A 25708-nucleotide genomic window follows, 5' to 3' on the forward strand; every position below is an offset into this window, starting at 1 on the left:
GTATGCCCCTTCGCTCCGACTGGTCCCAACGCACCTGCAGCATGGCCCGGGGCCTGGACATTCTGGGTGACCCCTGGTCCGTCCTGGTCCTGCGCGAGGTCTTCTTCGGCAACGGCCGCTTCGACGCCATGAAGGCGCGCCTCGAGGTGGCCGACTCGGTCCTCACCAAACGCCTTGCGGGCCTGGTGGAGTCCGGGCTCCTGGAGAAGAAGGCATACGACGACGGCGGCCGCACCCGACAGGAATACGTCCTCACTCCCATGGGCGAAGACGCGCTCCCGGTCCTGAATGCGGTCACCATCTGGGCGGAAAAGCACCTGCCCGCGCCCTCGGCCCAGGCCCACCTGTACGTCATCCATACGGGCTGCGGGAAGCCCACCACCTCGGCCGACACCTGCACCTGGTGCGGGGAACGGCTTACCGCCGCGAACACCAGCTGGCACAGCCGCTCCAGGTCAGAACAGCCCATCCCGTTGTCCACCGCATCCGGCAAGGAGCCCGCCGCATGAGCACGTTGCCCGATGAAGCAGCCGTCCCCGCCCGCCAGGCCGAAACAGGCGGCGCCCGTACTTCCCGGCGCAGGCTGCATCCGGCCTGGATCGTGGCTGCCGTGGCGTTCCTGGCACTGGTCGGGGCAGCAGGGTTCCGGGCCGCCCCCGGCGTCCTCATGGTCCCGTTGCAGCAGGAGTTTGGCTGGTCCACTACGGTGCTCTCGGCGGCAGTGAGCATCAACCTGGTTCTCTTCGGACTGACCGCCCCGTTCGCAGCCGCCCTGATGGAACGCTTCGGCGTCAGGGCCGTTACGGCAACAGCCTTGGTCCTGATCGGTATGGGAAGTGCCCTGACGGTCATGGTGAACCAGTCCTGGCAGATCCTGCTCACCTGGGGCCTGCTGATCGGACTCGGTACCGGTTCCATGGCGCTGGTCTTCGCCGCCACGATCGCCAATACCTGGTTCACCAAAAGCCGCGGGCTGGTCATTGGCATCCTTACCGCCGGCAGCGCCGCCGGGCAGCTCGTCTTCCTCCCGCTCATCGCCCTGCTGGCCCAGGACCCCGGCTGGCGGCAGGCGTCCCTGCTGATCGCCGCCGGCGCCCTGGCCGTCGTCCCGCTGGTGCTGAAGTTCCTCAAGAACTCGCCCGCCGACGTCGGGGTGCTGCCATACGGTGCGGAGCCTGAGGCAGCCCCGGCAGCCGCACCGGAATCCGGGCCGCGCACCAACGCCGCCGTCCGTGCCCTCCAAGTTCTCCGCCGCGCCAGCAAGGTCCGGACCTTCTGGGCGCTCGCAGCCGGTTTCGCCATCTGCGGCGCCACCACCAACGGCCTGATCGGCACCCACTTCATCCCCTCGGCACATGACCACGGCATGCCCGAAACCACAGCTGCCGGGCTGCTCGCCGTCGTCGGGATCTTCGACATCATCGGTACCATCGCCTCCGGCTGGCTGACCGACCGCTTTAATCCGCGCGTCCTGCTGGCCGTCTATTACCAGTTCCGCGGCATCGGCCTGCTGGTGCTGCCGCTGCTGCTGAACGCCGAGGTGCAGCCCAGCATGATCGTGTTCGTGGTGATCTACGGCCTGGACTGGGTGGCCACCGTTCCCCCCACGGCCGCCATCTGCCGCGAGACGTTCGGCGCGGACGGCAGCGTGGTCTTCGGCTGGGTCTTCGCGGCCCACCAGCTCGGAGCCGCTGCAGCCGCCATCGCCGCGGGGGCCCTGCGCGATGCCACCGGGCACTACACGTACGCCTGGTTCGGTGCGGCGGCCATGTGCACCATCGCTGCGGTCATCAGCGCCACAATCCGCCGGAACCGCAGTTCGCGGGACGCGGAGCCGGCCGCGGCCTGAGGCAACGCATTCCGGGTCGCCGCTAGGCTGGTCGGATGGAACCTGACGCACCCGCAGCCGCCCGCCCCGTTGCCCTGGTCACCGGCGCCGGACGCACGGGGAACATCGGCGCCGGCATTGTCCGGCAGTTGGCTGCCGATGGGTGGGACCTCGTCCTCTCCTATTGGGGCGGGTATGACGCCCGAATGCCGTGGGGGAGCGAGCCGGAAGATGTCCTGCGCCTCACCGCCGAGCTCGAAGCGATCGGCGCCACCGTCCGCGCCCTTCCCGCAGACCTGCAGGACCCCGGTGTGCCGGATCAACTGGTGGCAGAGGCCGTGCAGCTGGCCGGCCCGCTGCGGGGCCTGGTGCTCAGCCACGCCGAATCGGTGGATTCCGGGGTGCTGGACACCACCGTTGAATCGTTCGACCGGCACTTCGCCGTGAACACGCGGGCCAGCTGGCAGCTGATCGCCGCCTTCGCCCGCCAGGCCGCGGACGGCGGCGGCGCGATCGTCGCGTTGACCAGCGACCACACGGCCTTCAACCTCCCGTACGGGGCCTCGAAAGGCGCGTTGGACCGGATTGTCATTGCCGCCGCGCGCGAACTCGGTCCACAGGGTATCTCGGCGAACGTCCTGAACCCCGGCCCCATCGATACCGGCTGGATGACCCCGGAGATCCGTGAAGAGCTCACGGCACAGCAGCCCACCGGCCGCCTCGGCACCCCTGCCGACGTCGCCGGAACCGTGGCCTTCCTGCTCTCGCCGGCCGGCCGCTGGGTGTCCGGGCAGCTGATCAAGGCCGACGGCGGCTTCTCGGCCTGAGGTCCCTGTTGCCGCCAGGGGACAGCGTCAGTGGAAGGCGCCTAACCCGGTGATGTGCCGGCCCAGGATCAGGGTGTGCACTTCGTCGGTCCCCTCGTAGGTCCGGACCGATTCCAGGTTCGCGGCGTGCCGGAGCGGCGAGTAGTCGCCGGTGATGCCGTTGCCGCCCAGGATGGTCCGGGCTTCGCGCGCCACGGCGATGGCCTCGCGGACGTTGTTCAGCTTGGCCAGCGAGATCTGCTCGGGCCGGAGGGCCCCGGCGTCCTTCAGCCGCCCCAGGTGCAGCGCCAGCAGGGTGCCCTTCTGGATCTCCAGCAGCATGTTCACCAGCTTCTCCTGCGTCAGCTGGTACCCGGCCAGCGGTTTGCCGAACTGCAGCCGGTCCAGCGAATAGGCCAGCGCGGCCTCGTACGAGTCCCGGGCCGCGCCCATGGCGCCCCAGGCGATGCCGTACCTTGCCTCGTTCAGGCAGGTGAACGGGCCGCGCAGCCCGCGGGCCGCCGGCAACAGCGCCTCCGGACCCAGGCGGACGTCGTCGAACACCACGTCGCATTGGATGGACGCCCGCATGGAGAGCTTCTGCGCGATGGGCGTCGCGGTGACGCCTGGGGTTCCGGCCGGTACCAGGAAGCCGTGCACGCCGTCGTCCGTCATGGCCCAAACCACCATGACGCCCGCCACGGAAGCCAGGCCGATCCAGCGCTTGGCACCGTTCAGTACCCAGCCGGCGTCCTCGCCGGTGCCGTCGCGCTGGGCAACGGTGGCCATGGCGGCGGGGTCGGATCCGGCCGTGGGCTCGGTCAGGGCAAAGCAGCCGATCACCTCGCCGGCGGCCATCCGCGGCAGCCACTCCTGCTTCTGCTCCTCCGAGCCCCAAGTATGGATAGCTGTCATGGCCAGCGAGCCCTGGACCGAAACGAACGTGCGGATTCCGGAGTCCCCGGCTTCCAGCTCCATGGCCGCGAGTCCATATTCGACGGCGGTCCGGCCCGGGCAGCCATAGCCTTCCAGGTGCATCCCCAGGACGCCCAGCTCGCCGAGTTCGGTGGCCAGCTCCAGCGGGAACACCGCGTCCTCGTACCAGCGGGCAATATCCGGTTTGATCCGCTGGCGGGTGAAGTCGCGGATGTGCTCGCGGAGCGCCAGTTCGTCCGCGGACAGCAGGGAGTCGAGGTCCAGGACGTCGGACGGCCCGGCGCTCACCGCTTCACCTCGAAGTAGCCGCGGGTAGCCGGAAGGAACCGGCACACAGCTGCCAGGACCACGCCCAGCGCCAGCAGCACCACGCCGCTGACAAACGCACCGCCGACGCCGAAGATCCGGGTATCGCCGTACGCCGGGTCCCACATCTGCACGGCGGAGACGAAGAACGCAGCCGTCAGCAGCAGCGCCCCGAGCAGGGGCAGGATGCCGCGGAACCAGAGGTTCCGGGCGGAGTCCCGCAAGGTGGTCCGGAAGTACCAGAAGCAGGCGTACCCGGTGAGGGCGTAGTAGAAAGCGATGAACAGGCTGATGGCGCTGATTGAGTCCGCCAGCAGGTTCTCGCTCAGGAAGCTCATGGCCACGTAGTAGGCAGCGGCCGCACCGCCCATCACCTGGGTGGAAAAACCGGGCGTCTGGTTCCGCTCATGGACCTCGGCGAACTTCGCCGGCAGTGCCCCGTGAACCCCCATGGACAGGGTGCCGCGGGCTGTGGGCAGGATGGTGGTCTGGGTGGAGGACAGGACGGAAGCCAGGACCGCGACGACGATCAGCCAGCCCCAGGGCCCCAGGACGACGTCCTTCATGGCGAGGAAGACATCATCCTTGTTGGCCTCATTGCCCAGGCCGATACCCTCCGAGCCCACAGTGGCATACATCATCACCAGCAGCGCCACCGAAACATAGATCGCCATCAGGACGAAAGCTGAGATGACGGCCCCGCGGCCGGGCGTACTGGCGGGATTCTCGGTTTCCTCGTTGACGGCAAGGCACGTGTCCCACCCCCAGTAGATGAATAGGGCAAGGAGTGTTCCATGCACCACGGCACCGGGATCGGTAAGGGCACCCACCGGGTTGAACCACTCGAAATCGAAGGCCTGGCCCTCCGGGGCGCCACCCACGATCCGCGCCACCAGGGCCAGCGCGAAAACGCCCAGGGCAATGTACTGCACATAGGTCAGCACCCGCTGGACGTGCTCGCCCAACCGGATCCCGCGGTAGTTCACCAGGGTCATCAACACGATGAACAGCAGGCCCGTGGCCGTGACCACCACCTTGTTTTGCGCCAGCGAACCGTCACCCACCAGCAGCCACAGATACTGGCCCGCCACCTGGGCGAGGTTGGCCAGGACCACGATCCCTGCCAGTGCCACGCCCCAGCCTCCCAACCAGCCCGCCCACGGGCCGAAGGCCTGGCGCGACCAGGTGAAGGTGGTGCCGCAGTCCGGGATGGCACTGTTGAGCTCCCGGAAGGCGTAGGCGATGAACAGGACCGGGACGAATCCCAGCAGCAGGATCAGGGGAGTGTAGTTGCCGTTGACGGCAACAATCAGGCCCAAGGTGGCGGCCAGCGAGTACACCGGGGCGGTGGAGGCCAGCCCCAGCATCACCGAGTCGCCCAGGTCCAGGATCCCTGCCCGCAATCCCTTGCCCGGCACCGGGGTGCCGGGGGCGCCGCCGGGGCCTCCCGTCGTCGTCATGTCCGTGCTCATGCTGTCTCCGGGTTCATAGGACGATACCTGCCTTGCTGGAGTTGGCCACCGCCGAGAGCGGCGCCGGTGCGTCGATGGTGTTGGGCACGAAGCGGCAGAAGTAGTCAGTGACCGGGCCGTCCGATTCCCGGATGCCGCAGCCCACGGATTCGCCGTCCACCACCCAGAGTCCCAGCACGGGTCTGTTGCCGTCGAAGTCGGGAAGCGCGTGGTACTGCTGGTAGCACCAGCCCTCGCGGCCGTACCCGCCGGGTTGCTCCAGCGTGATGCCGTCCGCGTGGATCCGGATGTTGTCGCCTTCGCGCCCATGCAGGGGCTTGGCCACCCATTCCTTCAGCGGCCCCGGGTCCGAGAGGTAGGCGGGCAGCAGGTTGGGGTGGTCCGGGTAGAGGTGCCACAATGCGGCCAGCAGGGCCTTGTTGGAGAGCAGCATCTTCCAGGCCGGCTCAACCCAGCGCGGGTTGTGCGCCCGTTCCAGCAGGCGGGGCCCGAACTCCTCCTTCATCATCAGCTCCCAGGGGTACAGCTTGAAGATGGTGCTGATCATGAAATTGTCCAGGTCCACGAACCGGTTCAGGTTGGGGTCCCAGCCGATATCGGACATGTTGATGCCGATGGTGGTCCAGCCCGCCTGGCTCGCCACGTCGCGCATGTACGCGGCCGTCATCCAATCTTCGCCGGACTCTTCCACCTCGGAGTGGGCCACGTGGAGGGTGCTCATACCCGTGCGGTACTGGAACTTCTTCCACTGCCGGATCAATGCCTCGTGGATGCCGTTCCACTGGTCCTTCTCCGGGAACACGTCCTGCAGCCAGAACCACTGGGCCACGGCGGCCTCGATCAGCCCGGTGGGGGTGTCGGCGTTGTATTCGAGCATCTTGGCCGGGCCGCCCTGGCCGTCGTAAATGAAGTCGAACCGGCCATAGACGTCCGCGTCGCCGGCCTGCAGGGATTCCGCCGCCAGCTCCAGTGCCTGCGGTCCGATGCCGATGCTGCCCATGGCCCCGGTGGCAAGGAACTTTGCTGCCTCCAGGCACATCCGGTGCATGTCCTCCGCGGCGACCTCAAGGGCCTCCACCTCGTCCATGGTGAACTCGTAGTACGCTGATTCGTTCCAGTACTCGATCCGTCGGCCGTCATCCATGGTGGTGGTGGAGAACACCAGGCCCTGCTCTTCGATCTTTTGCTTCCAGCCCGGCCGGGGCTCAGACAACAGTCTCTTCATCGCTCAGCCCCCCGAGACCTTGCCGCCGCCGCTGGAGCCGCTCTTGGCGCTGGAACCAAACCCGCCGCGGCTGACAGTGCCGCCCTTGCTGCTGTACCCGGTGGAGGCCTTCGCCCCGCTGGGGATGGTCCGCGTGTAGCCGGGCGCCGTGGACCTGTTCTGGCCCACCGGTGGGACGCTGGCCCCGCGGGAGTAGAAATACCAGGCGTAAACCCCGCCGCTGCGGCCGGCAGAGCTGTCGCAGTTGGTGTCCTCGACGCGCTCGCCGGTGTCGTCGTTGAAGCAGACCTGGGCGTACTCGGGGTCGTCCTCGTTGCTGGCCACCACCGCCGTGATGGTCCCCGCCAGGAGGGCAGTGACGCCCAGGCCCACCACCACCGTGCGGCGCTGGGAGCGTTTCTTCCGGGCTGCGGCGTCGTTGAGCTGCTTTTCCCGTTCCCGCGCGAACGGGTCCACCGGGCTGAGGGGCTCATTGAGCAGTTCGGGGCGGAGGTCCGGCTTGGGGACCTGCCAGGGCGGAGGCTTGGCGGTTCCGCTTCCCTCCGGGGGTGCCTTGTCCGGGTCCTCTTTCGGGTCTTTCTCGTTCGAGTCCACGGCCGTCCCCCTCAGTTGTCCACGCCATTTGGGCGCAGCGCTGCACCCCCACAGGCAAGTCTGGACCCAGCGTAGTCCCTGCAACGGTCCGTTGACGAGATTGGCACGGCGGGCAGGAACCCTAGACTGAAGCCATGGAACCAGCTTCTGTCCTCGCCGTCTGCCGCGTCCACCAGCTCCTGGGAGACCGGGGAAACGTGGGTGTCACGGCGATCGACAAACGCCCGTCCGACGGTCCCGTGAAAGTCCACAAGCTGGGCGTGCACGGGGATATCCAGGCCAACCGGGTCCACCACGGCGGCGAGGACCAGGCCATCTACGCCTACTCGCAGTCGGACGCCGATTTCTGGGCCGGGACGCTCGGACGGGAGCTGCCACCGGGTACTTTCGGCGAGAACCTCCGGGTCTCCGGCATCGAACCGACCAGCGCGGTGATCGGGGAGCGCTGGCAGGTGGGTACCGACGTCGTCCTTGAGGTCACGTCCCCGCGCGTCCCCTGCGCCGCCTTCCAGCGCCGGATGAAGGAACCCCAATGGGTGAAGCGCTTCACCGAGGAAGGGCGCGTGGGCGCCTACCTGCGCGTCATCCGCACCGGCACCATCCAGGCGGGCGATTACATCCACCGGACGTTCGTGCCGCGCCATGGCGTCACCATCGGAAGATGGTTCAGTGCGCCGGACGCGGAGGCCGTCGAAGCCCTCCGCGATGCCGAGGCCGACGGCGAGATCAGGCTCCAGGAGGAGTACCACGCCAGGTTCGAGGTACTGATGCGGCGGCTGGGGGAGTAGGCCCGACGCGCCCCATGGCGTGCTGTCCGTGCACCGTGTGCGCAAGCTCACCGTCGTCGTCGGGCCCTTAATTTCCCGCCGGCGGTGTCCGTGCCCTACACTTGAAACATCCCCCACTCCGGAAATCCCTTATTCCTGCCCAATTTTTGAGGCAGGACTGGCAAGTGTTGGGGCCCGCGCAAGCGATGCGGGCATTTTCATAGGGAGAGCCGGCTAAAGAAAACGCTGTACAGACTGCTGGGATAGCAGCCAAGAGATGCAGCGCGAAGTCCTGCCATGGGATTGCGAAAGCGCCGGACTTCTGTGACCGGCCGGTCAACGTCTGCCCGGCACCATCGGCACGTGTACTGCGGCTCCGCTCACCCCGGGTAGTGCCGCCTGGCCCCCTATGGATGAGGAATCTCCCTATGCCCGAAAACCAGAACGAAACCACCTCCGAAGCAACCGCCAGCATCGAATTCACCGAGCCCGCTGCGCCCGCAGCAGAGGCCGCCGGCGTAACCGCTGAAGCTCCCGAAGCCGCCCCGGCCGCTCCCGAAGCCAAGGCAGACGCCGAAGAAACCCCGGCGTCCAAGGCCGGCGAAGACGAAGAAGGCGGCGTGCGCTTCGCCGACCTCGGCATCGACGGCCGTGTCCTGGCCGCCCTGCAGGATGTCGGGTACGAGAAGCCGTCCCCCATCCAGGCAGCCACCATCCCGCTGCTGCTCGAAGGCCGCGACGTAGTAGGCCTGGCACAGACCGGTACCGGTAAGACTGCAGCATTCGCAGTGCCGGCACTGTCCCGCCTGGCCGAGCTCCACGACCTCAACGGCCCGTCCCGGAAGACCCAGGCCCTTGTCCTGGCCCCCACCCGTGAGCTTGCCCTCCAGGTCGCCGAGGCCTTCACCTCCTACGCCAAGCACATCGACGACTTCACCGTGCTGCCCGTCTACGGCGGATCCGCTTACGGCCCCCAGCTCGCCGGCCTGCGCCGCGGCGCCCAGGTGGTTGTGGGTACCCCCGGCCGCGTGATTGACCACATCTCCAAGGGTTCCCTGGACCTGTCCGAGCTCCAGTACCTGGTGCTGGACGAAGCTGACGAGATGCTGCGCATGGGCTTCGCCGAAGACGTGGAGCAGATCTTCCAGCAGACCCCGTCGGACCGCCAGGTTGCGCTGTTCTCGGCCACGATGCCGAGCCAGATCCGTCGGATGTCCAAGCAGTACCTGAACAACCCTGCCGAGATCTCGGTGAAGTCCAAGACCACCACCGGCGCCAACACCCGCCAGCGGTACCTGCAGGTCATGGGCCCGCACAAGCTGGATGCCATGACCCGCATCCTCGAGGTGGAAGAGTTCGACGGCGTCATCGCGTTCGTGCGCACCAAGATGGCCACCGAAGACCTGGCTGACAAGCTGAAGTCCCGCGGTTTCCAGGCCGCCGCGATCAACGGCGACATCCCGCAGCAGCAGCGTGAGCGCACTGTGGACGCGCTGAAGGAAGGCCGGATCGACATCCTGGTGGCCACCGACGTCGCTGCCCGCGGCCTGGACGTTGAGCGCATCAGCCACGTGGTCAACTACGACATCCCGCACGACACCGAGTCCTACGTGCACCGCATTGGCCGTACGGGCCGCGCGGGCCGCAGCGGTGAGGCGATCCTGTTCATGACGCCGCGCGAGAAGTACCTGCTGCGCGCCATCGAAAAGGCAACCCGCCAGCCGGTGGAGCAGATGCACCTGCCCACCGCCGAGACCGTGAACTCGCTGCGCCTGGGCAAGTTCGCCGAGCGCATCACCGAGACCCTCGAATCCGAGGACGTCTCGATGTTCCGTGACCTGATCGCCTCCTACGAGGAAGAGCACAAGGTGCCGGCAGCAGAAATCGCTGCGGCACTGGCAGTCATGGCCCAGGGCGGACAGCCGCTCCTGGTCAAGGAACTGCCCGCTGCTCCCGAGTTCCAGAAGCGTGAACGCTCCAAGGACGGCTTCGGCTCCCGCGGGCCGACCCGCGCCCTGACCGAGGGCAACGCCACCTACCGGATCGCCGTCGGACGCCGCCAGCGCGTCATGCCGGGTTCCATCGTGGGCGCGATCGCCAACGAAGGTGGCATCTCCTCGGCCCAGATCGGCGGCATCGACATCCGTTCGGACCACTCCCTCGTGGAGCTCCCGGCGGACCTGAGCCCCGAGCAGCTGCGGGCCCTCTCCCGCACCCGGATCGGCGGCGAGCTGATCCACCTCGAGCTGGACAACGGCCGCAAGCCCTCGGGTGACCGCGGCGCCTACCAAGGCAACCGTGGCGGCGACCGTGGCGGAAACTTCAAGGGCAACGGCGGGTTCAAGAAGGAATTCCGCAAGAACGACGGCGAGCGGTCCTCGGCGGACCGTGGCGGCCGTTCCTACAGCGACCGTTCGGAGCGCTCCTTCAGTGACCGCGGCCAGGCCGGTGACTCGCGCTTTGGTGGCCATGGGGACGGCTCCCGCAAGCCCCGCAGCGGCGGCGACAGCGGCCACCGCGACTTCAACCGCAAGGGCAAGTGGTAAACACTTCCCCGGCGTTGAGTGATTGACGACGGCGATGGGCCGGCTTTCGAGCCGGCCCATCGGCGTTTAACCACCAGTAAGGTGTGGGCCTCACCACATTCGGCCGCCTCAGCGTTGAAGGGTGGCCGCGCAGGCCGCTTCCCGGCGTCGTTCGTTCTGTCTTTTCGATGCCTGTAAACCGCGGAAAGACGCGGAAAAACGGACTTTTTCCCGGCGCCTTTGCAACTGTTTCGACCGCTCCGGACCGCCCTTGATGCCGATTTGTTGGTGCGTAAATCTTCCGGTAGAGTATTTACTCGTTGCCCCCCTAGCTCAGTGGTAGAGCGCGTTCTTGGTAAGAACGAGGTCACCGGATCGATTCCGGTGGGGGGCTCTGAATGAGGGCCTGCGTCAAGGCGGTTTTGACCGGCTTGACGCAGGTTTTTCTCATTCGTGGCGGTGTAGCTCAGTTGGTTAGAGCGCACGACTCATAATCGTGAGGTCGGGAGATCGAGCCTCCCCACCGCTACAGGCTAAGCCCCCGGAATCCGCAAGGATCCCGGGGGCTTTCCTGTTTCCTGGATCGGCAGTAGCTTTGCAGCAACTGTCGGATGGGGGATTCGGTGGATGTTATTGCTGCGGTCCTGGAACCGTTCCGGTGGCTGGTGTCCGTGATCATGGTGGCTTTCCATGACGGACTCAGCGCCGCGGGCATGCCTGCAGCCGGTGGCGGGACGTGGGTAATGGCCATCGTCGGGCTGGTGCTGGTGATCCGCGCCGCCCTCATTCCGGTGTTCCTGGCCCAGGTCCGGGCACAGCGCAGAATGGGTCTCCTGCAGCCGGAACTGATGGAGCTGCAGGACCGGTACAAGGGCAGGACTGACCAGGCTTCCCGGCAAGCGTTGGCCCGGGAGCAGATGGCCCTGTACCGCAAGCACGGCACCAATCCGTTCTCGGCGTGCCTGCCCCTGCTGATCCAGGCGCCGTTCTTCCTCGCCCTGTTCCAGGTCCTGTCAGGGCTCTCCAACGCCTCGCAGCAGGGCGCCGGCCTCGGCGCCATGGGCCGGGACCAGGTGGCGCAATTCGACTCGTCCAGCATTGTCGGGGCACCCCTGTCCGCGTCCTTGGTCCGTGGCGGGGGAGACCCGGCCGCCGTGGCCGTGCTCGCCGTCGTGATGATCCTGGTGATGACTGCCTGCCAGATCCTGACCCAGAGGCTCGTTGCTGCCAGGACCACGGGCCGGCAGGACCCGGCGGGCCCGCTGGTCCGGCAGCAGAAGGTCCTGCTGTATGTGTTGCCCCTGGTTTTCGGCGTGGGCGGAATCTTCTTCCCCCTGGGCGTCCTGGTGTACTGGACGGTCTCCAACCTCTGGACGCTGGGGCAGCAGTTCCTGGTCTCCCGAACCCGCTGAGCACAGCGCCGACCGAAACCCCATCACCGTTCCGGGCCTGTTCCCGGCGACATTGCCCCGGGCAGAATGGGCCCATGGCGAAGCTGATCTACTCCGCAATCATGTCCCTGGACGGCTACACGGCAGACCCCGACGGCAACTTCAACTGGTCCGCGCCGGATGAAGAAATCCACGCCTTCATCAACGACCTCGAGCGGGACGTGGGCACATACCTCCTGGGCCGGCGGATGTATGAGGTGATGTCCGTCTGGGCAACCATGGACACGCGGGACGAGCCGCCGGTCATCCAGGACTACGCCCGCATCTGGCAGGGGGCGGACAAAGTGGTCTACTCAACCACTCTCGATACTGCCAGTACCCCAAAAACCCGGTTGGTGCGGCGCTTCGACCCCGAAAGGGTGCAGGACATGAAGAGAAGCAGCGACAGGGACATCAGCATCGGCGGCCCCACCCTGGCGGCACACGCCCTCAACGCCGGGCTGGTGGACGAGTGCCAGCTGTTCATCAACCCGGTGGCTGTCGGCGGCGGCCTGCGCTTCCTGCCTGAGGGGCTGAAGGCGCAGCTGGAGCTGGTGGACCAACGCCGGTTCGGCAATGGGGTGGCCTACCTGCGCTACCGCGCGCGCTGAACCGCTGCCGTGCGGCGGGAAGCAGTCGCCCATGCCGCTGGCGGCACTCACTTTGCATAAAGGCCCTGTTCAGGACGGGGGGTCTGCCCGAATGTCTGGCGGGACGGGCAGAATGGGTGCATGACACGCATCGCCATAATCGGCGGCCACGGAAAAGTGGCCCTCCTCCTGTCCGCACTCCTCACCGACGAGGGCCACAGCGTCACCTCGCTCATTCGAAACCCGGACCATGCCGGTGACGTGAGTGCCACCGGCGCCACGCCGTCCGTCCTGGACGTGGAGAATGCCACGACGCCGGCGGTCGCCGAGGCCCTCGCCGGGCATGACGCCGTGGTCTGGTCCGCGGGCGCGGGCGGCGGCAGCCCCGAACGCACCTACGCCGTGGATCGGGACGCCGCCATCCGTTCCATGGATGCCGCAGCCCAGGCCGGCGTGGACCGGTACGTCATGGTCTCCTACTTCGGGGCCGGCATGGACCACGGGGTGCCCGAAAGCAACAGCTTCTTTGCCTACGCCGAAGCCAAAGCGGCCGCGGACGAGTACCTGCGAGGCACCAACCTGGCGTGGACCATCCTGGGGCCCGGTGCGCTGACGGACAACCCTGGAACCGGACGGATCGACGTCGACCCCTCGCCGGAAGGGGACCGGGACACCGCCCGGGCCAATGTGGCAATCGTGGCCGCGGCGGTGCTGGACCTGCCTCAGACCGCGGGCCGGACCATTGAGTTCCGCGACGGCACCCTTCCGGTGGCCGCGGCGCTGGAACCCCGCCCGTAGGCGCCGGCAGGGAAGAGGCTTATGGATCAGCTCGCTCTTATTGTCGGACTACTGCTGGCCACGGTGGTGGCCGTGGGCCTGGGGGACAGGCTGCGGCTGCCCTACCCGGTCCTGATGCTCCTGCTGGCGGTAGCCCTGACGTTCATCCCGGGTTTCCCGGACCTGGAAATTGAACCTGAGCTGATCCTGCCCATCTTCCTGCCGCCGCTGCTGTTTGCCACGGCCCAGCGCAGCTCGTGGGCCGTCTTCCGCGTCCGGTGGCGGACCCTGATCATGCTGGCAGTGGCCCTGGTGGTGATCAGCACCGCCGTGGTGGCCGGGGCCGCGTGGCTGATGATTCCCGGCATCGGGATTCCCGCGGCCATCGCCCTCGGGGCCATGGTGGCACCGCCGGACCCGGTGGCCGTGGAGTCCGTGGCGGGCCGCGTCCACATGCCGCGCCGCCTCATCACCGTCCTGCAGAGCGAGGGCCTGTTCAATGACGCCGCCGCTATCGTCATCTTCCAGGCTGCCGTGGCGGCTGCCGTGGGCGGCACCAAGGTGGGGCCCGACGTCGTCCCGCAGTTCCTGGTGGGCGCGGCACTTGCCGTCCTTGTCGGCATCGCCATGGGCTGGCTGATCGCGCTCATCACCCGGCTGGTCACGTCCATGGTGGCCCGGAGCGCGGTAACGCTGGTGGTGCCTTTTGCCGCCTACATCCTGGCTGAAGAGGTCCACGCCTCCGGCGTCATCGCTGTGGTGGTCACAGCCCTTGAGATGCAGCGGCACGCCCGCCCGCAGGACGCAGCCGAACGGGTCACCCGCAACGCGTTCTGGGACGTGGTGGAGCTGCTGGTCACCGGGCTGGCGTTCGGTTTGGTGGGGTTGGAAATCCGCCACGTCATCCGGGATGAAGGGACGGAAATCTTCGGCATGATCGGGGTGGCCGCGGTGGTCTGTGTCCTGGTCTTCGCAGTCCGCTTCCTGTGGCTGGGCGCCCTGGCCGTGGGCGCCAGGAAACGCAGGAACCTCCTGCAGCCCACATCCCTCAAGGAGGTCCTCATCCTGACTTGGTGCGGCATGCGCGGCCTGGCCACCCTGGCCTTGGCACTGGCCCTGCCGTTGACTCTCGCGGACGGCACGCCGTTCCCGGCCAGGGACTATCTGCTGGTCATTGCCTGCGCTGTGCTGCTGGCCACGCTGGTCCTGCCGGGCCTGACGCTGCCCTGGCTGATGCGGGTGCTCAAGGCCTCCGAAGACGGCACGGCCGAACGCGACGCCGTCCGGCTGCTGGCCACCAGGGCCCAGGCCGCCGCGGTGGCCGCCTTGAAGCAGCACGACCTGATGACGGACCTCCCGCCGGAGAAGGTGGCGCTGGTGAAGGACAGGATGCGGCGCCTGCACGCGGAACTGACGGACGGCAGCCTGCGGAACGAACCCTTGGCGGAAAAGCGCCAGCGGGGACGCGAACTTGCCATCGCCGTTCAGACCATCGCCCTGGACGCGGCCAGGCAGGAAGTGGTGGCGGCGCGGAACGAGCCGGACATGGATCCCGAGGTGGCGGACAGGGTGCTCCGGCAGCTCGACCTGCGCACCATGGTCATGCCGGAGTAACCGGCCCAGGCAGAGGCAGCTCCGCGTAGGCAACCGGCCTCAGGCCGGAGCAGCGGGCGCCGCCAGCTCCAAATCCAGGGAGTTCTTCTCCACGTAGTCCAGGGCGCAGCGCACGGCACCCACCGTCACGATGGAGTCACCCAGCGGGGATACCGCAACGCGCGCGGGGGTGGCCGTGAAGTTCTGCAGGCGCTCGCTGATGGGCGCCAGGAGGACAGTAGCCGAATGGGCAACGCCGCCGCCCATCACCACCAGCTCGGGGTTGAGCATGGTGGCCACGGTGCCGATCACCCGTGCCATCCTGTCCGCCAGGCGGTCAAGGATGGCCAGCGCCACTACATCCCCCCGGGCAGCGGCGGCGAAGACCTGCTCGGCTTCCACCCGCCCCGGCCCGAAGGCGCGGAGGGCGGTGGCTACGTCCGTTGCCAGGGCCTCGGCGGCCCAGGTCCGGGCCAGGTGCGCGATCCCGTAGGTATCGCCCACGCCTTCCACGAGGTTCAGGTATGCAAGTTCCCCGGCGCTGCCGCGTGTGCCGTGAACCAGCCGGCCGCCTTCCACGATGCCGGAGCCCAGCCGTTCGCTGGCCAGGATCACCACCACATCGTCGACACCGGCCGCCGCGCCCTGCCACCGGTCGCCCAGTGCTGCCAGGTTGGCGTCGTTCTCCAGCAGGACGGTCCACCCGCGGGCCTCTTTGAGGGCCGGCCGCAGGCCAAGGTCAAACAGTCCCCAGAACTCCTGCGTGGCCACCACCTCCCCGTGCCGGTCCACCGGTGCAGCCACCCCGGCGCAGGCGGCCAGCACCTGCCCGGGCTCAATCCCCGCGGAACGGAGCGCGGCCATGGCCACGGCGTCGATGAAACCGATGCGCTGCCGGGAATTGACGTCACCGGCCTGGAACGGGCGGCTGGAGCGGCCAAGGGTGTTCCCGCGGAGATCGGACACCACCACGGTGACCTTGGAGTAGCCGATGTCCATGCCCAGGACCACCCCTGCCCGGTCGTTGAGCTCGAACCGGCGGGCCGGCCGGCCCTTCTGGTAGCCGCCGAACTCGCGTTGGTTTTCCCGCTCCAGGATCCAGCCGCGCCGGACCAGGTCCTCGCAGACGGCAATGGTGGTGGCGCGGGTCAGGCCGGTGGCTGCCATGACGTCAGTGACGGTTACTGCCGCCGCGGAGCGCATGAACTCAAGGACCGCGCCGGCGCTGACCCGCCGCAGCAATTGGGGAGTCGCGGGAACCATTTCAGGCATGCTGTTGACCTTCCTGCACAATGCACCAGATAATACTTGAGGAAGTAAATTTAGATCCAATATAAATATACCCGCACCGAAGAAAAGGACCGTCTCCTTGTCCACCACTGCCACGCTGGCAACACTGTCCGACTCCGACCGCCTTGCCGATCCCAACTGGTGGCGCCAGGCCTCCGTCTACCAGATCTACCCCCGCAGCTTCGCGGATTCCAACGGCGACGGCATTGGCGACCTGAAGGGCATCACCGCCAAGGTGCCGTACCTGAAGTCGCTGGGAATCGACGCCGTCTGGCTGAGCCCGTTCTACCCCTCCGCCCTCGCTGACGGCGGTTACGACGTGGACGACTACCGCGACGTTGACCCCAAGCTCGGGACGCTGGCGGACTTCGACGAGATGGCAAAGGCCCTGCACGACGCCGGCATCAAGCTGATCGCCGACATCGTCCCCAACCACTCCTCCAACCGGCACCGGTGGTTCCAGGAAGCGCTGGCCGCGCCCAAGGGATCCCCGGCCCGCGACCGCTACATCTTCCGCGACGGCAAGGGCCCCAACTGCGAGTTCCCGCCGTCGGACTGGGACTCAGTGTTCGGCGGACCCGCCTGGGAACGGATCACCGAACCGGACGGTACTCCCGGCCAGTGGTACATGCACATCTTCGCCAAGGAACAGCCGGACCTGAACTGGTCCAACCGCGAGATCCGCGACGACTTCCTGAAGACCCTGCGCTTCTGGTCCGACCGCGGCGTGGACGGCTTCCGTGTTGACGTGGCGCACGCCCTCACCAAGGACCTCACCGAACCGCTGCTGTCCAAGCTCGAACTGAGCGCGGCCAACACCGGCGTGGACGGATTCGACGACGGCTCGCACCCGTTCTGGGACCGCGACGAAGTCCACGAGATCTACGCCGAATGGCGTGAGGTGTTCAACGAGTACAACCCGCCGCGCACCGCGGTGGCGGAGGCTTGGGTGCACGCCACCCGGCGTGCCCGCTACGCCAGCCCGCAGGGCCTGGGCCAGGCGTTCAACTTCGACCTGCTGCAGTCCGACTTCGACGCCGCCGAGTACAAGGAGATCATCACCCGCAACCTCGCGGAGGCCGCTGCCACCGGCGCCTCCTCCACGTGGGTGTTCTCCAACCACGACGTCGTACGGCACGCCACCCGTTACGGCCTGCCTCAGGTCGCCAAGGCGAAGGCCGGTGCCAAGGGCCAGGACGGCAAGGACTGGCTGCTCGCCGGCGGCCCCAAGGACCAGCTGGACGTGGAGCTCGGTGAACGCCGCGCCCGCGCCGCCACCTTGCTGATGCTCGCCGTCCCCGGCTCTGCCTACCTGTACCAGGGCGAGGAACTGGGCCTGCAGGAAGTTGCCGAAATACCGGAATCAGAGCGCCAGGACCCGTCCTTCTTCCGGAACAGGGGCGTGGAGATCGGCCGCGATGGCTGCCGCGTACCGCTGCCCTGGAAGGTGGAAGGCACCTCGTTCGGCTTCGGCGATGGCGGGGCCCACTTGCCGCAGCCTGACTGGTTCAGCAAGTACGCCGTCGAGGCCCAGGACGGCACCGAAGGATCCACCCTGGAGCTCTACCGCAAGGCCCTCAAGCTGCGCCGCGAACTTCTCACGGGCGAGGAACTGGAGTGGATTGACGCCGGAAGCCCGGACGTACTGCACTTCAAGCGCCCCAACGGCTGGCACTCGGTGACCAACTTCGGGTCCACCGCCGTGGACCTTCCCGCCGGTGAGGTGCTGGTCGGCAGCGCGCCGCTGGAAGATGGCAAGCTGCCGGCGAACACCACCGCGTGGCTGCGCTGATGCACGGCAGCCGTGGAAGCGGGCGCCCCTGATGCAGGAACTCATTTATGGGTGCATGGGGCTGGGTGGCAGCTGGTCTGACGAACCGCATGAAACCAAGCATGTGGACCAGGCCGCTGCCGCCGTCCAGGCGGCCATGGACGCAGGTATCACCCTGTTCGACCACGCGGACATCTACCGGAGCGGAAAGTCGGAAGCCGTCTTTGGTGAAGTGCTGGCGGCCACCCCGGGCCTGCGGGAGCGGATCCGGCTGCAGACCAAGTGCGGCATCAGGCTCAACGAACGTGGCCTGCAGACCCACTACGACCTGAGCCGGGAAGCCATCCTTGAGCGGGTCAATGGAAGCCTCAAACGGCTGCGGACGGAGTACGTGGATATTCTCCTCCTGCACCGCCCGGACCCCCTGGCGGACCCTGCGGAGGTGGCATCCGCCGTCGGGCAGCTCATGGCCGAAGGCAAAGTCCGGCAGCTGGGCGTGTCCAACATGTCAGCGGCGCAGATCGAGGTGCTGCAGGATCGCCTGGAGACGCCCGTGGTGGCCAACCAGCTGGAGATGAGCCTGCTCAAGCGGGCGTGGCTGGAAAGCCAGGTCCTGGTCAACCACGCGGAGCACCTGGACTACAGTTTCCCGCACGGCACGCTCGAGTACTGCGCCCGCAACAACATCACCCTGCAGGCGTACGGGTCCCTTGCCCGCGGCACCTACACAGGGGCGGAGCTGGAAAGCCCCACCTCTGCCGAGGCCGCCACCACAGAGCTTGTGGCGGAACTGGCGGGGGAGTACGGAACCTCCGGCGAAGCGGTCCTGTTGGGCTGGCTGATGAAGCATCCGGCCGGGATCGCGCCCGTGATCGGGACGGCCAACCCGGACCGGATCCGTGCGTGCCGGGACGCTGAACGGGTGGCCGGCGCCATGACCCGCGCCGAGTGGTACCGGCTCTGGGTGACGGCACGCGGCAGCAACATCCCCTAAGCGCCACCTGGCTGGCAGTAGTTGCCGTTTTGGAAGCTCCAAAACGGCAACTACTGCCGGCTGCTTTCCCCGCCAGGCCGGTCACAACCCGTTTAGTTCGTATTGATCCTCACAAGCGGGCCGTTTTCTTCGCCGTGCCGCTGGCGGGGCGGATACTGTAGAAACCATGACGTCTACCATCCCCGCCGAAACCGTAAGGCCGGAACGCAATATCCCCGCAGAGATCGCCCGTTCGTGGCTGCTGGTCAATGCCATGAAGCCGGAGCTCTTTGATCAGTCGGCAGTGTCCCGCGCTGATTCGATCATCCTGGATATTGAAGATGCCGTGGACCCGTCGCAGAAGGACCAGGCCAGGAACAACGTTATCGACTGGCTGACCGCCGGCGGCGAGGCCTGGGTCAGGATCAACGACGCCACCAGCCCGTTCTGGGCCGATGACCTCGCCGGTCTGCGCGGCACCCCGGGCCTGCTCGGTGTCATGCTCGCCAAGACCGAATCGGCGGACCAGGTCACCGAGAGCTTCCACCGCATGGACGGCAAGACTCCCGTGATCCCGCTGGTGGAGTCCGCCGTCGGCATCGAAGAGGCCAACAACATCGCCAAGGCCCAGGGCGCATTCCGGCTGGCGTTCGGTTCCGGTGACTTCCGCCGCGATACCGGCATGGCGGCCACCCCGGAGGCCATGGCCTACCCGCGCGCCAAGCTCGTGGTTGCCAGCCGCGTCGGCAACCTGCCCGGCCCGATCGACGGCCCCACCGTGGGCACCAACCACCCCATCCTGCGCGAGCAGACCGGCATCACGGTGATGATGGGCATGACCGGCAAGCTGTGCCTGGCCATCGACCAGACACCCGTGATCAACGAGGTCATCAGCCCCACGCCGTCGGACGTCGCCTGGGCCACCGACTTCATGAACGACTTCGAAGCCAACGGCCGCGTCATCCGTGACGGCTCGGACCTGCCCCGCCTGGGCCGCGCAGAGAAGATCATGAAGCTCGCCGTTGCCTTCGGGGTCCAGCCCGCACTCTAGCCACACCACGTTTCAGGAGACCCCGTTGACCGATACCCGCTATCTGGTCCACGGGGTCTTTTGGGATGGCGTGGGCGCCTTCCCGGGGACGCACGCTTCCACCGCCGCGCACGACGCCGGCAATCCGGTTTTGCGCCTCCAGTCACCAGCCGGGGGCTTCCGGCAGCTCAGCCTCCAACCGCACGCACGGCTTGGCTTCGAGGTAGTCCACCCCGGCAAGTCCTGCCTGGGGCATACAGTGGTGCACTCGTCCACGAGGCGGGACCATATCCTTTGCGCCGCAGGGGCTCCCGCCGTCCGCGGCAAGCAGTGCGAGCGGTGCTTCGTGCTCGATGAGTCCCGGCTGATGCACGACTTCCACCGTGGCGGCCGCGTGACGCCCGGCCTGCGGGACTACCTGATGCAGGAACACTGGCTGTACGTGGCCACGTTCGCCGGCGGGACAACGAAGGTGGGAACGGCCTCCGGCCCGCGGAAGTGGAACAGGCTGGCCGAACAGGGGGCCGCAGCGGCGAGCTACGTCGCGAGGGCGCGGGACGGAAGGGTGGTCCGCATTCTCGAGGACCTGGTGACAGCCCAGGCCGGCCTGACCCAGCAGGTGCGGTCCGCGGCCAAGGCGGAGGCGCTGTTGAACCCGCTCCCGGCCGCGGAGCTGGCGGCCGTCAATACCCGCGCTGCTGCTGGGGCGCGGGCACTGCTGGCGACTGCCGCCGTCGACGGCTTCGATGTGGTGGAGGAACAGTGGGCCAGGCCCGCGCACGCCGGAGCCCTCCACGGCGCGGCGCCCCGCCACGCCTACCCGCACGCTTTGGACCGGGGCCGGCACGGCTTCGACGTCAGTTCCCTGAGCGGAGCTAACGCCCTGGCGCGGCTGGACGGCACGGACGCCCCCTTCGTGGTCAACCTCTCCCAGATCGCCGCCCGGACCATCGTGCTGGGGGAGTACGCCTCTGCGGTTCCTGCCCTGCAGGAGGCCTTGTTCTGAGCTTGGGATTTGCCCGGCCGCGGCGCTCGGTAGACTTGGACGGTGCTGAACGAATTCTGGGCCACCGCGCCAACCCGCTATAAAGTCCTGGTTTTCAGCGCGATGGGATTGATCGCCGTCGGCATCGTCCTCAATGTCATCGGCAACACGGGCGGCAACCAGGGTCTTGCCATGGCGTCCCTGCCGCTGATCGGCCTGGGCCTGGTGCTGCACGTCGTGGGCATGGTGGTCCGCGGCCAGTCCATTCGTAAGAACCTCCGCCGGTAGCCTATCCTCCGCGTTTTCCTGCCGCCAACACGCGGAGGATAGGCTGGAATCCATGACTATCAATCCGGATCTGCAGGGCCGAAGCTACCCTGCCGCAGAGGTGTACGACGTTGGCCGGGAGAAAATCCGCGAGTTCGCCCGCGCCGTGAAGGCCACCCACGCCGCGCACTTCGACGTCGAGGCAGCGAAGTCGTTGGGTCACGGCGATCTCGTAGCCCCGCCCACCTTCGCCATCATCATCGCCCAGCGCGCCGATGCCCAGCTCATCGAGGATCCGGAAGCCGGTATTGACTTCTCGCGCGTGGTCCACGCCGACCAGCGTTTCATCCACCACCGCGCCATCGTGGCCGGAGACCGCCTCGTCGCGGAGCTGCACGTCGACGGCGTCCGGGCCATGGGCGGCGGCGCCATGATCACCACCCGCTCCGAGATCTTCGCCCTCGGCCACGACGATTCACGCAAGCACGTCACCACCACCAACTCATCCATCCTGGTCCGCGGAGAGGGACAGTAGCCATGAGCTTCAGCATCCACGAACTCAGCCCGGGCCAGGACATTGGCAGCCGCACCATTGAGGTGACCCGCACCGACCTGGTCAAGTACGCCGGCGCCTCCGGTGACTTCAATCCCATCCACTGGAACGAGGCCTTTGCCACCGGTGTGGAACTGCCCGGCGTCATCGCGCACGGCATGTTCACCATGGGCTCTGCCGTCCAGCTGGTGACGGACTGGGCAGGCGATCCCGCCGCCGTCGTTGATTTCCAGACCCGCTTCACCAAGCCTGTCCTGGTCACCGATACCACCGGCACCCCTGAACCCGGCGCCACCATCGAGGTCAGCGGCATCATCGGAAAGCTCGATGCCGAGGCCAACACCGCGCGGATCGACCTCACCGTCATCGCGGCCGGGCAGAAGGTGCTGATGAAGGCCCAGGCGCTGGTCAAACTGGCCTGAGGCAGCGCCGGCAACACCGCCCGGCCGGCGCATAGGCCCGGCTGCTCAACAGGGTTGAGGGAGGACGCCCCCGTGGGCATCCTCCCTCAACCCTTTTTGTGGCACAGGTGGGTCAGGAAGCCGCGACGACGGGTCGCCCGGCGGTTCCCTAGTATTGTTGACGGGTGACTGTCACCATGCTTTCCCAGCTGACCACGTCCGCCGTCGGCGGCCCCGCCGGCGCCTTCATCGAAGCCCGGACGGAGGAGGAGATCATCGACGCCGTCAGGTCGGCGGACGCCGCAGGGCGGCAGCTCCTGATCATCAGCGGCGGCTCCAACCTCCTGGTGTCCGACGACGGGTTCCCCGGTACCGTGGTCAAGATCGCCTCGGAGGGCTTCACGGTGAACGCGGAAGACTCGTGCGGGGGTGTTGCCGTTGTGGTGCAGGCCGGCCACAACTGGGACCGGCTGGTGGAGCACGCCGTCCGCCACGCCTGGTCCGGGATTGAGGCTTTGTCCGGTATTCCTGGCTCAACCGGGGCCACTCCCGTCCAAAATGTGGGTGCCTACGGCGCCGAAGTGTCACAGACCATTGCCGCAGTCCGTACCTGGGACCGCGAGCGGAACGCCGTGCAAACGTTCACTAATTCGGAACTGAAATTCGGTTACCGGGACTCCATCCTTAAGCGGACCACCGTTGACGGTTCTCCCCGGTACGTGGTCCTCACCGTTGAATTCCAGTTGCCGCTGGGCCGCATGAGCGCACCCATACGGTACGCCGAGCTGGCCCGTTCCCTCGGCGTCGAGGTGGGCAAGCGAGCATACGCCAATGACGTCCGCCGGGAAGTGCTGCGGCTGCGCGCCTCCAAGGGGATGGTGTGGGACGCCGACGACAGGGATACCTATTCCACCGGTTCGTTCTTCACCAATCCCATCGTCCCGGCCGACGTCGCCGAAACGCTGCCGGAATCGGCTCCCCGCTACCCGGCAGGCGGGGACGGGCTGGTGAAACTTTCGGCAGCGTGGCTGATTGACCAGGCCGGGTTCGGCAAAGGGTTCGGGCTGGAACCTGGAAGCGTCTCCGGGGGCCGTGCCTCACTTTCCACTAAGCACACCCTCGCGGTCACCAACCGCGGCACAGCCAGCGCGGCCGATATGGCGGCGGTGGCGCGGGAGGTGCGCGCCGGCGTCGAGCGCCGTTTCGGGATCCTGCTCCACCCCGAACCGCTGCTGATCGGGCTGGAGCTCTAAGCCCTGACGGCTCCGCGCCGGGGGTGACCGGCCTAGGATGGGGCCATGGCTGCACGAGGTGCCCTGCGCGACCGCAGGATGATAGGCAGGCTGCGGCTCGCATCGCAGCGGCTGCTGGGCGCTGGCGGCGGCTCAGTGCCGGAGCTGGTCCGGTGGATGACAGCCATGCAGGCCCAGGACCTGCCGGCAGCCCTGTGGGCCGTCGGGGCGCGGGTGCCGGGCGCCGGGATCAGCGAGGTACGGGCGGCCATCGACAGCGGCACGGTGGTCCGGTCCTGGCCGATGCGGGGAACGTTGCATCTGGTGGCGCCCGAGGACCTGCGCTGGATGCTCGATCTGACTGCCGAGCGGATCACCCGCAGCATCGCAGCCCGGCACCGCCAGCTGGACATTGCATGGGCGGACGTTGAGAAGGCACGGGACCTCGCCCTTGACCGGATTCTGGCGGATGGTCCCGTCAGCCGCCCCGAATTGTTCCGGGTGTTCGACGCCGGCGGCCAGCCGACCCAGGGGCAGCGGGGCGTCCACCTCCTGGGCTCGCTCTGCCGGCACGGCTGGCTGGTGCTGGGTCCCCTGGCCGGGAACCAGCAGCTGATCGCGGCCTACGAGCAGTGGATACCCTCATCCCGTGCCCTGGACCGTGAGGAAGCAGTCGCGGAATTCCTGCTCCGCTACTTCCGCAGCCACGGGCCGGCCACGCTGCGGGACTTCGCCTGGTGGACGCAGCTGCCGCTGACCGAGGTGAGGGCCGCGCTCCGGGAGGTCAGCGGGCAGTTGGAGGAGCTGGAATGCGAGGGCACCACGTACTGGATGTCGCCCGAAACGGCGGCCCTCCTCGAGGCCGGCCTGCCGGGCGCCCGCTCCGTGCACCTGCTGCCCGGTTTTGACGAGTTCGTCCTCGGCTACACCGACCGCACGCCCGTCCTGGCGCCGGAGCACTTCGACCTGATCGTTCCCGGCGGGAACGGTATCTTCAAGAAGACTGTGGTGGCCGCGGGGAAGGTTGCCGGCACCTGGACTGTCCACGGCACCGGCCGGAGTGCCGTCGTCGTGCCGGAAATGTTCGACGCCGACGCGCCCCTTGGCCCGGCCGCCCATAAAACGCTCGCCAAGGCCGCCCAGGAGTATCTCGGCTTTCTTGGACGCTAGGTTCCCGGAATCGGCTTCCCAGTTGCCGGCGGTGCCCACCGCCGGGCGGCACGCTGTCCTGCGAAGGCACTCGCGGTGATGGTGACCAGGGGGCCGAGGAGCACCGCGGCGCCCTCACCGGGGAGCAGGACACCCGTCCGGGTTCCTATGCTGGCCGCGGCCACCGGAATGCCAAGCTGGGCTGCGGACAAGACGCCGAGGATGGCGGGCACGCCGAGGAGGCGGAGGACCGCATGGATGAGAAGGGATCCGCCACCGAGGCACAGTCCCAGCAGGATCATGCCGGGGTGCGCCGCCAGCTCGCTCAGGTTCAGCGAGGCGCCCAGGCACACGAAGAAGACGGGTCCCAGGAACCCGTCGCTCACCGCGAACAACTGGTGGGCGAGCCGACGGGGCTCACCCACGGCAGCCACCACCAGGCCGAAGGCGAAGCCGGCGAGCATGATGGAGACGTTGTTGAGCACCGCCAGTCCGGCCAAGGCGAAGAGGATTGCCAGCTGGATGCGGAGCTCCAGGGCGAACCTCCGGTTTTCCGACAATTTGTGCAGCCTGGCCCGGGCGCCTGACTGCTCGGCACGTCGCAGCAGCAGGAACAGCACCACGGCGCACAGTGCGACGGCGAGGGCTCCCACGGCCGCCCGGCCGGCGTTCGCGGGGTCCAGGGCCAGGGGGAGCGCCACGATGCAGGCGACATCCGCGATGGCCACCTGTGCCGTCATGGCCAGCACGGGAGGGCCGCCGAGGCCCAGTGAGTCAACGATGGGCAGGACCATCGCCGCTGAGGAGGAAGCGAGCAGGACCGCATAGAGCGGGGCGTGGCCGGTACCGAAGGCTGCCGCCACGGCGACTCCTGTGGCAGCAGCCAAGGCCGCTGCCACCACGGCCTGCACGGCACCGTGGCCCAAGGCTGACCGGAGTCGGGCATCCCGTACGGGGACATGGGTACCGACGACGAACATCAACAGCGCAAAACCGACGTCGGACAGGAGCCGCAGCGTGGGGTCGGAAGCGTCGATCAGGTTCAGCCCGCTCCGGCCGATGGCGACGCCGGCGAACAGCTCGCCGGCCACCACTGGCACCCGCCATTTGGCCGGCAACGCCAGCAGCGGGCCGGCCATGGCAACCACGGTGATCAGGGCGAGTGCAAGGAATGCCATGATCTGCCTGCGCGGCGGCCGGGCGGGCTG

At 67.7% G+C, this 25708-nt stretch carries 24 protein-coding genes and 2 tRNA genes; 20 read left to right on the forward strand and 6 right to left on the reverse strand.

Annotated elements, in window-relative coordinates:
* Positions 1–2 precede the first annotated feature (2 nt).
* The 3 genes from QRN53_RS16235 to QRN53_RS16245 are packed head-to-tail and all read left to right on the forward strand — an operon-like array spanning position 3 to position 2655.
* Positions 3–509 (forward strand): winged helix-turn-helix transcriptional regulator, encoded by a 507-nt coding sequence (locus tag QRN53_RS16235; RefSeq protein ID WP_285244872.1) that lies wholly within the window; start codon positions 3–5, stop codon positions 507–509.
* Positions 506–1849: an MFS transporter gene (locus tag QRN53_RS16240; protein ID WP_285244873.1), complete on the forward strand. Its 1344-nt coding sequence runs from the start codon at positions 506–508 to the stop codon at positions 1847–1849. Before QRN53_RS16235 ends, QRN53_RS16240 begins: the two co-directional genes overlap by 4 nt.
* Positions 1850–1884: 35 nt before the next feature.
* Positions 1885–2655 carry an SDR family oxidoreductase gene (locus tag QRN53_RS16245; protein WP_285244874.1) on the forward strand — a complete coding sequence of 257 codons (771 nt, stop codon included), beginning with the start codon at positions 1885–1887 and terminating at the stop codon, positions 2653–2655.
* Positions 2656–2682: 27 nt separating this feature from the next.
* Here the strand turns inward: QRN53_RS16245 and QRN53_RS16250 are convergent, their stop codons facing one another.
* Genes QRN53_RS16250 through QRN53_RS16265 form a run of 4 tightly spaced genes read right to left on the reverse strand, consistent with a single transcriptional unit; the run spans position 2683 to position 7167 of the window.
* Entirely contained in the window at positions 2683–3858 is a 1176-nt protein-coding gene (locus tag QRN53_RS16250; RefSeq protein ID WP_285244875.1) for an acyl-CoA dehydrogenase family protein, read from the reverse strand.
* Positions 3855–5348: an APC family permease gene (locus QRN53_RS16255; protein WP_285244876.1), complete on the reverse strand. Its 1494-nt coding sequence runs from the start codon at positions 5346–5348 to the stop codon at positions 3855–3857. The genes QRN53_RS16250 and QRN53_RS16255 overlap by 4 nt, the downstream gene beginning before the upstream one ends.
* A gap of 13 nt (positions 5349–5361) precedes the next feature.
* Positions 5362–6573: a glutathionylspermidine synthase family protein gene (locus QRN53_RS16260; protein WP_285244877.1), complete on the reverse strand. Its 1212-nt coding sequence runs from the start codon at positions 6571–6573 to the stop codon at positions 5362–5364.
* A gap of 3 nt (positions 6574–6576) precedes the next feature.
* Positions 6577–7167 (reverse strand): Tat pathway signal protein, encoded by a 591-nt coding sequence (locus tag QRN53_RS16265; RefSeq protein WP_285244878.1) that lies wholly within the window; start codon positions 7165–7167, stop codon positions 6577–6579.
* Positions 7168–7301: 134 nt separating this feature from the next.
* Between QRN53_RS16265 and QRN53_RS16270 the strand changes: the two genes are divergently transcribed.
* From QRN53_RS16270 to QRN53_RS16305, 8 genes are all read left to right on the forward strand, one after another.
* On the forward strand, positions 7302–7955 hold the full coding sequence (locus QRN53_RS16270; RefSeq protein ID WP_285244879.1) for an MOSC domain-containing protein: 654 nt from the start codon (positions 7302–7304) through the stop codon (positions 7953–7955).
* A 407-nt stretch (positions 7956–8362) separates the two neighbouring features.
* A complete protein-coding gene (locus QRN53_RS16275) occupies positions 8363–10480 on the forward strand; it encodes a DEAD/DEAH box helicase (RefSeq protein ID WP_285244880.1) in 2118 nt (705 codons plus the stop codon).
* Between the two features lie 301 nt (positions 10481–10781).
* Positions 10782–10853: transfer RNA gene (locus QRN53_RS16280), tRNA-Thr, on the forward strand.
* Positions 10854–10914: 61 nt separating this feature from the next.
* Positions 10915–10988: transfer RNA gene (locus QRN53_RS16285), tRNA-Met, on the forward strand.
* Positions 10989–11082: 94 nt separating this feature from the next.
* A complete protein-coding gene (yidC, locus tag QRN53_RS16290; protein ID WP_285244881.1) occupies positions 11083–11871 on the forward strand; it encodes a membrane protein insertase YidC in 789 nt (262 codons plus the stop codon).
* Between the two features lie 74 nt (positions 11872–11945).
* Entirely contained in the window at positions 11946–12500 is a 555-nt protein-coding gene (locus QRN53_RS16295; protein WP_285244882.1) for a dihydrofolate reductase family protein, read from the forward strand.
* 120 nt (positions 12501–12620) lie between these two features.
* Complete coding sequence (locus QRN53_RS16300) at positions 12621–13277, forward strand: NAD(P)H-binding protein (protein WP_285244883.1); 657 nt, start codon at positions 12621–12623, stop codon at positions 13275–13277.
* A gap of 21 nt (positions 13278–13298) precedes the next feature.
* Entirely contained in the window at positions 13299–14870 is a 1572-nt protein-coding gene (locus QRN53_RS16305; protein WP_285244884.1) for a Na+/H+ antiporter, read from the forward strand.
* 39 nt (positions 14871–14909) lie between these two features.
* On the opposite strand, the gene QRN53_RS16310 is transcribed toward QRN53_RS16305, so the two are convergent.
* The gene (locus tag QRN53_RS16310; RefSeq protein ID WP_285244885.1) at positions 14910–16121 is read right to left on the reverse strand and encodes an ROK family transcriptional regulator; all 1212 of its coding nucleotides are present in this window, start codon (positions 16119–16121) and stop codon (positions 14910–14912) included.
* Between the two features lie 97 nt (positions 16122–16218).
* On the opposite strand from QRN53_RS16310, the gene QRN53_RS16315 reads away from it, so the two are divergent.
* The 9 genes from QRN53_RS16315 (at position 16219) to QRN53_RS16355 (ending at position 24521) form a co-directional block, all read left to right on the forward strand.
* Positions 16219–17931: a glycoside hydrolase family 13 protein gene (locus QRN53_RS16315; protein ID WP_285244886.1), complete on the forward strand. Its 1713-nt coding sequence runs from the start codon at positions 16219–16221 to the stop codon at positions 17929–17931.
* Positions 17932–17962: 31 nt separating this feature from the next.
* On the forward strand, positions 17963–18904 hold the full coding sequence (locus QRN53_RS16320) for an aldo/keto reductase (protein ID WP_285244887.1): 942 nt from the start codon (positions 17963–17965) through the stop codon (positions 18902–18904).
* A 166-nt stretch (positions 18905–19070) separates the two neighbouring features.
* Positions 19071–19934, forward strand: a complete 864-nt coding sequence (locus QRN53_RS16325; protein WP_285244888.1) for an HpcH/HpaI aldolase/citrate lyase family protein — start codon at positions 19071–19073, stop codon at positions 19932–19934.
* Between the two features lie 25 nt (positions 19935–19959).
* Positions 19960–20919 carry a DUF2797 domain-containing protein gene (locus tag QRN53_RS16330; protein ID WP_285244889.1) on the forward strand — a complete coding sequence of 320 codons (960 nt, stop codon included), beginning with the start codon at positions 19960–19962 and terminating at the stop codon, positions 20917–20919.
* A 42-nt stretch (positions 20920–20961) separates the two neighbouring features.
* On the forward strand, positions 20962–21186 hold the full coding sequence (locus tag QRN53_RS16335) for a DUF3188 domain-containing protein (protein ID WP_285244890.1): 225 nt from the start codon (positions 20962–20964) through the stop codon (positions 21184–21186).
* Positions 21187–21238: 52 nt separating this feature from the next.
* Positions 21239–21700 (forward strand): FAS1-like dehydratase domain-containing protein, encoded by a 462-nt coding sequence (locus QRN53_RS16340; protein ID WP_285244891.1) that lies wholly within the window; start codon positions 21239–21241, stop codon positions 21698–21700.
* 2 nt (positions 21701–21702) lie between these two features.
* A complete protein-coding gene (locus QRN53_RS16345; protein ID WP_285244892.1) occupies positions 21703–22140 on the forward strand; it encodes a MaoC family dehydratase in 438 nt (145 codons plus the stop codon).
* 164 nt (positions 22141–22304) lie between these two features.
* Entirely contained in the window at positions 22305–23372 is a 1068-nt protein-coding gene (locus QRN53_RS16350; RefSeq protein WP_285244893.1) for a UDP-N-acetylmuramate dehydrogenase, read from the forward strand.
* Between the two features lie 45 nt (positions 23373–23417).
* Positions 23418–24521 (forward strand): winged helix DNA-binding domain-containing protein, encoded by a 1104-nt coding sequence (locus tag QRN53_RS16355; RefSeq protein ID WP_285244894.1) that lies wholly within the window; start codon positions 23418–23420, stop codon positions 24519–24521.
* Here the strand turns inward: QRN53_RS16355 and QRN53_RS16360 are convergent.
* A complete protein-coding gene (locus QRN53_RS16360) occupies positions 24518–25678 on the reverse strand; it encodes a cation:proton antiporter (RefSeq protein ID WP_285244895.1) in 1161 nt (386 codons plus the stop codon). The two genes, QRN53_RS16355 and QRN53_RS16360, sit on opposite strands and share 4 nt — an antisense overlap.
* Between the last annotated feature and the right edge of the window lie 30 nt (positions 25679–25708).

This window comes from Pseudarthrobacter sp. fls2-241-R2A-127, assembly GCF_030209355.1.
Lineage (GTDB): Bacteria > Actinomycetota > Actinomycetes > Actinomycetales > Micrococcaceae > Arthrobacter.

What these genes read in the sequence shown, in the direction of transcription:
- QRN53_RS16235 (WP_285244872.1), top strand. Translation starts at nt 3, where the DNA reads ATGCCCCTTCGCTCCGACTGGTCCCAACGCACCTGCAGCATGGCCCGG.
- QRN53_RS16240 (WP_285244873.1), top strand. Translation starts at nt 506, where the DNA reads ATGAGCACGTTGCCCGATGAAGCAGCCGTCCCCGCCCGCCAGGCCGAA.
- QRN53_RS16245 (WP_285244874.1), top strand. Translation starts at nt 1,885, where the DNA reads ATGGAACCTGACGCACCCGCAGCCGCCCGCCCCGTTGCCCTGGTCACC.
- QRN53_RS16255 (WP_285244876.1), bottom strand. Translation starts at nt 5,348, where the DNA reads ATGAGCACGGACATGACGACGACGGGAGGCCCCGGCGGCGCCCCCGGC.
- QRN53_RS16260 (WP_285244877.1), bottom strand. Translation starts at nt 6,573, where the DNA reads ATGAAGAGACTGTTGTCTGAGCCCCGGCCGGGCTGGAAGCAAAAGATC.
- QRN53_RS16270 (WP_285244879.1), top strand. Translation starts at nt 7,302, where the DNA reads ATGGAACCAGCTTCTGTCCTCGCCGTCTGCCGCGTCCACCAGCTCCTG.
- QRN53_RS16275 (WP_285244880.1), top strand. Translation starts at nt 8,363, where the DNA reads ATGCCCGAAAACCAGAACGAAACCACCTCCGAAGCAACCGCCAGCATC.
- QRN53_RS16295 (WP_285244882.1), top strand. Translation starts at nt 11,946, where the DNA reads ATGGCGAAGCTGATCTACTCCGCAATCATGTCCCTGGACGGCTACACG.
- QRN53_RS16300 (WP_285244883.1), top strand. Translation starts at nt 12,621, where the DNA reads ATGACACGCATCGCCATAATCGGCGGCCACGGAAAAGTGGCCCTCCTC.
- QRN53_RS16305 (WP_285244884.1), top strand. Translation starts at nt 13,299, where the DNA reads ATGGATCAGCTCGCTCTTATTGTCGGACTACTGCTGGCCACGGTGGTG.
- QRN53_RS16310 (WP_285244885.1), bottom strand. Translation starts at nt 16,121, where the DNA reads ATGCCTGAAATGGTTCCCGCGACTCCCCAATTGCTGCGGCGGGTCAGC.
- QRN53_RS16320 (WP_285244887.1), top strand. Translation starts at nt 17,963, where the DNA reads ATGCAGGAACTCATTTATGGGTGCATGGGGCTGGGTGGCAGCTGGTCT.
- QRN53_RS16325 (WP_285244888.1), top strand. Translation starts at nt 19,071, where the DNA reads ATGACGTCTACCATCCCCGCCGAAACCGTAAGGCCGGAACGCAATATC.
- QRN53_RS16340 (WP_285244891.1), top strand. Translation starts at nt 21,239, where the DNA reads ATGACTATCAATCCGGATCTGCAGGGCCGAAGCTACCCTGCCGCAGAG.
- QRN53_RS16345 (WP_285244892.1), top strand. Translation starts at nt 21,703, where the DNA reads ATGAGCTTCAGCATCCACGAACTCAGCCCGGGCCAGGACATTGGCAGC.
- QRN53_RS16355 (WP_285244894.1), top strand. Translation starts at nt 23,418, where the DNA reads ATGGCTGCACGAGGTGCCCTGCGCGACCGCAGGATGATAGGCAGGCTG.
- QRN53_RS16360 (WP_285244895.1), bottom strand. Translation starts at nt 25,678, where the DNA reads ATGGCATTCCTTGCACTCGCCCTGATCACCGTGGTTGCCATGGCCGGC.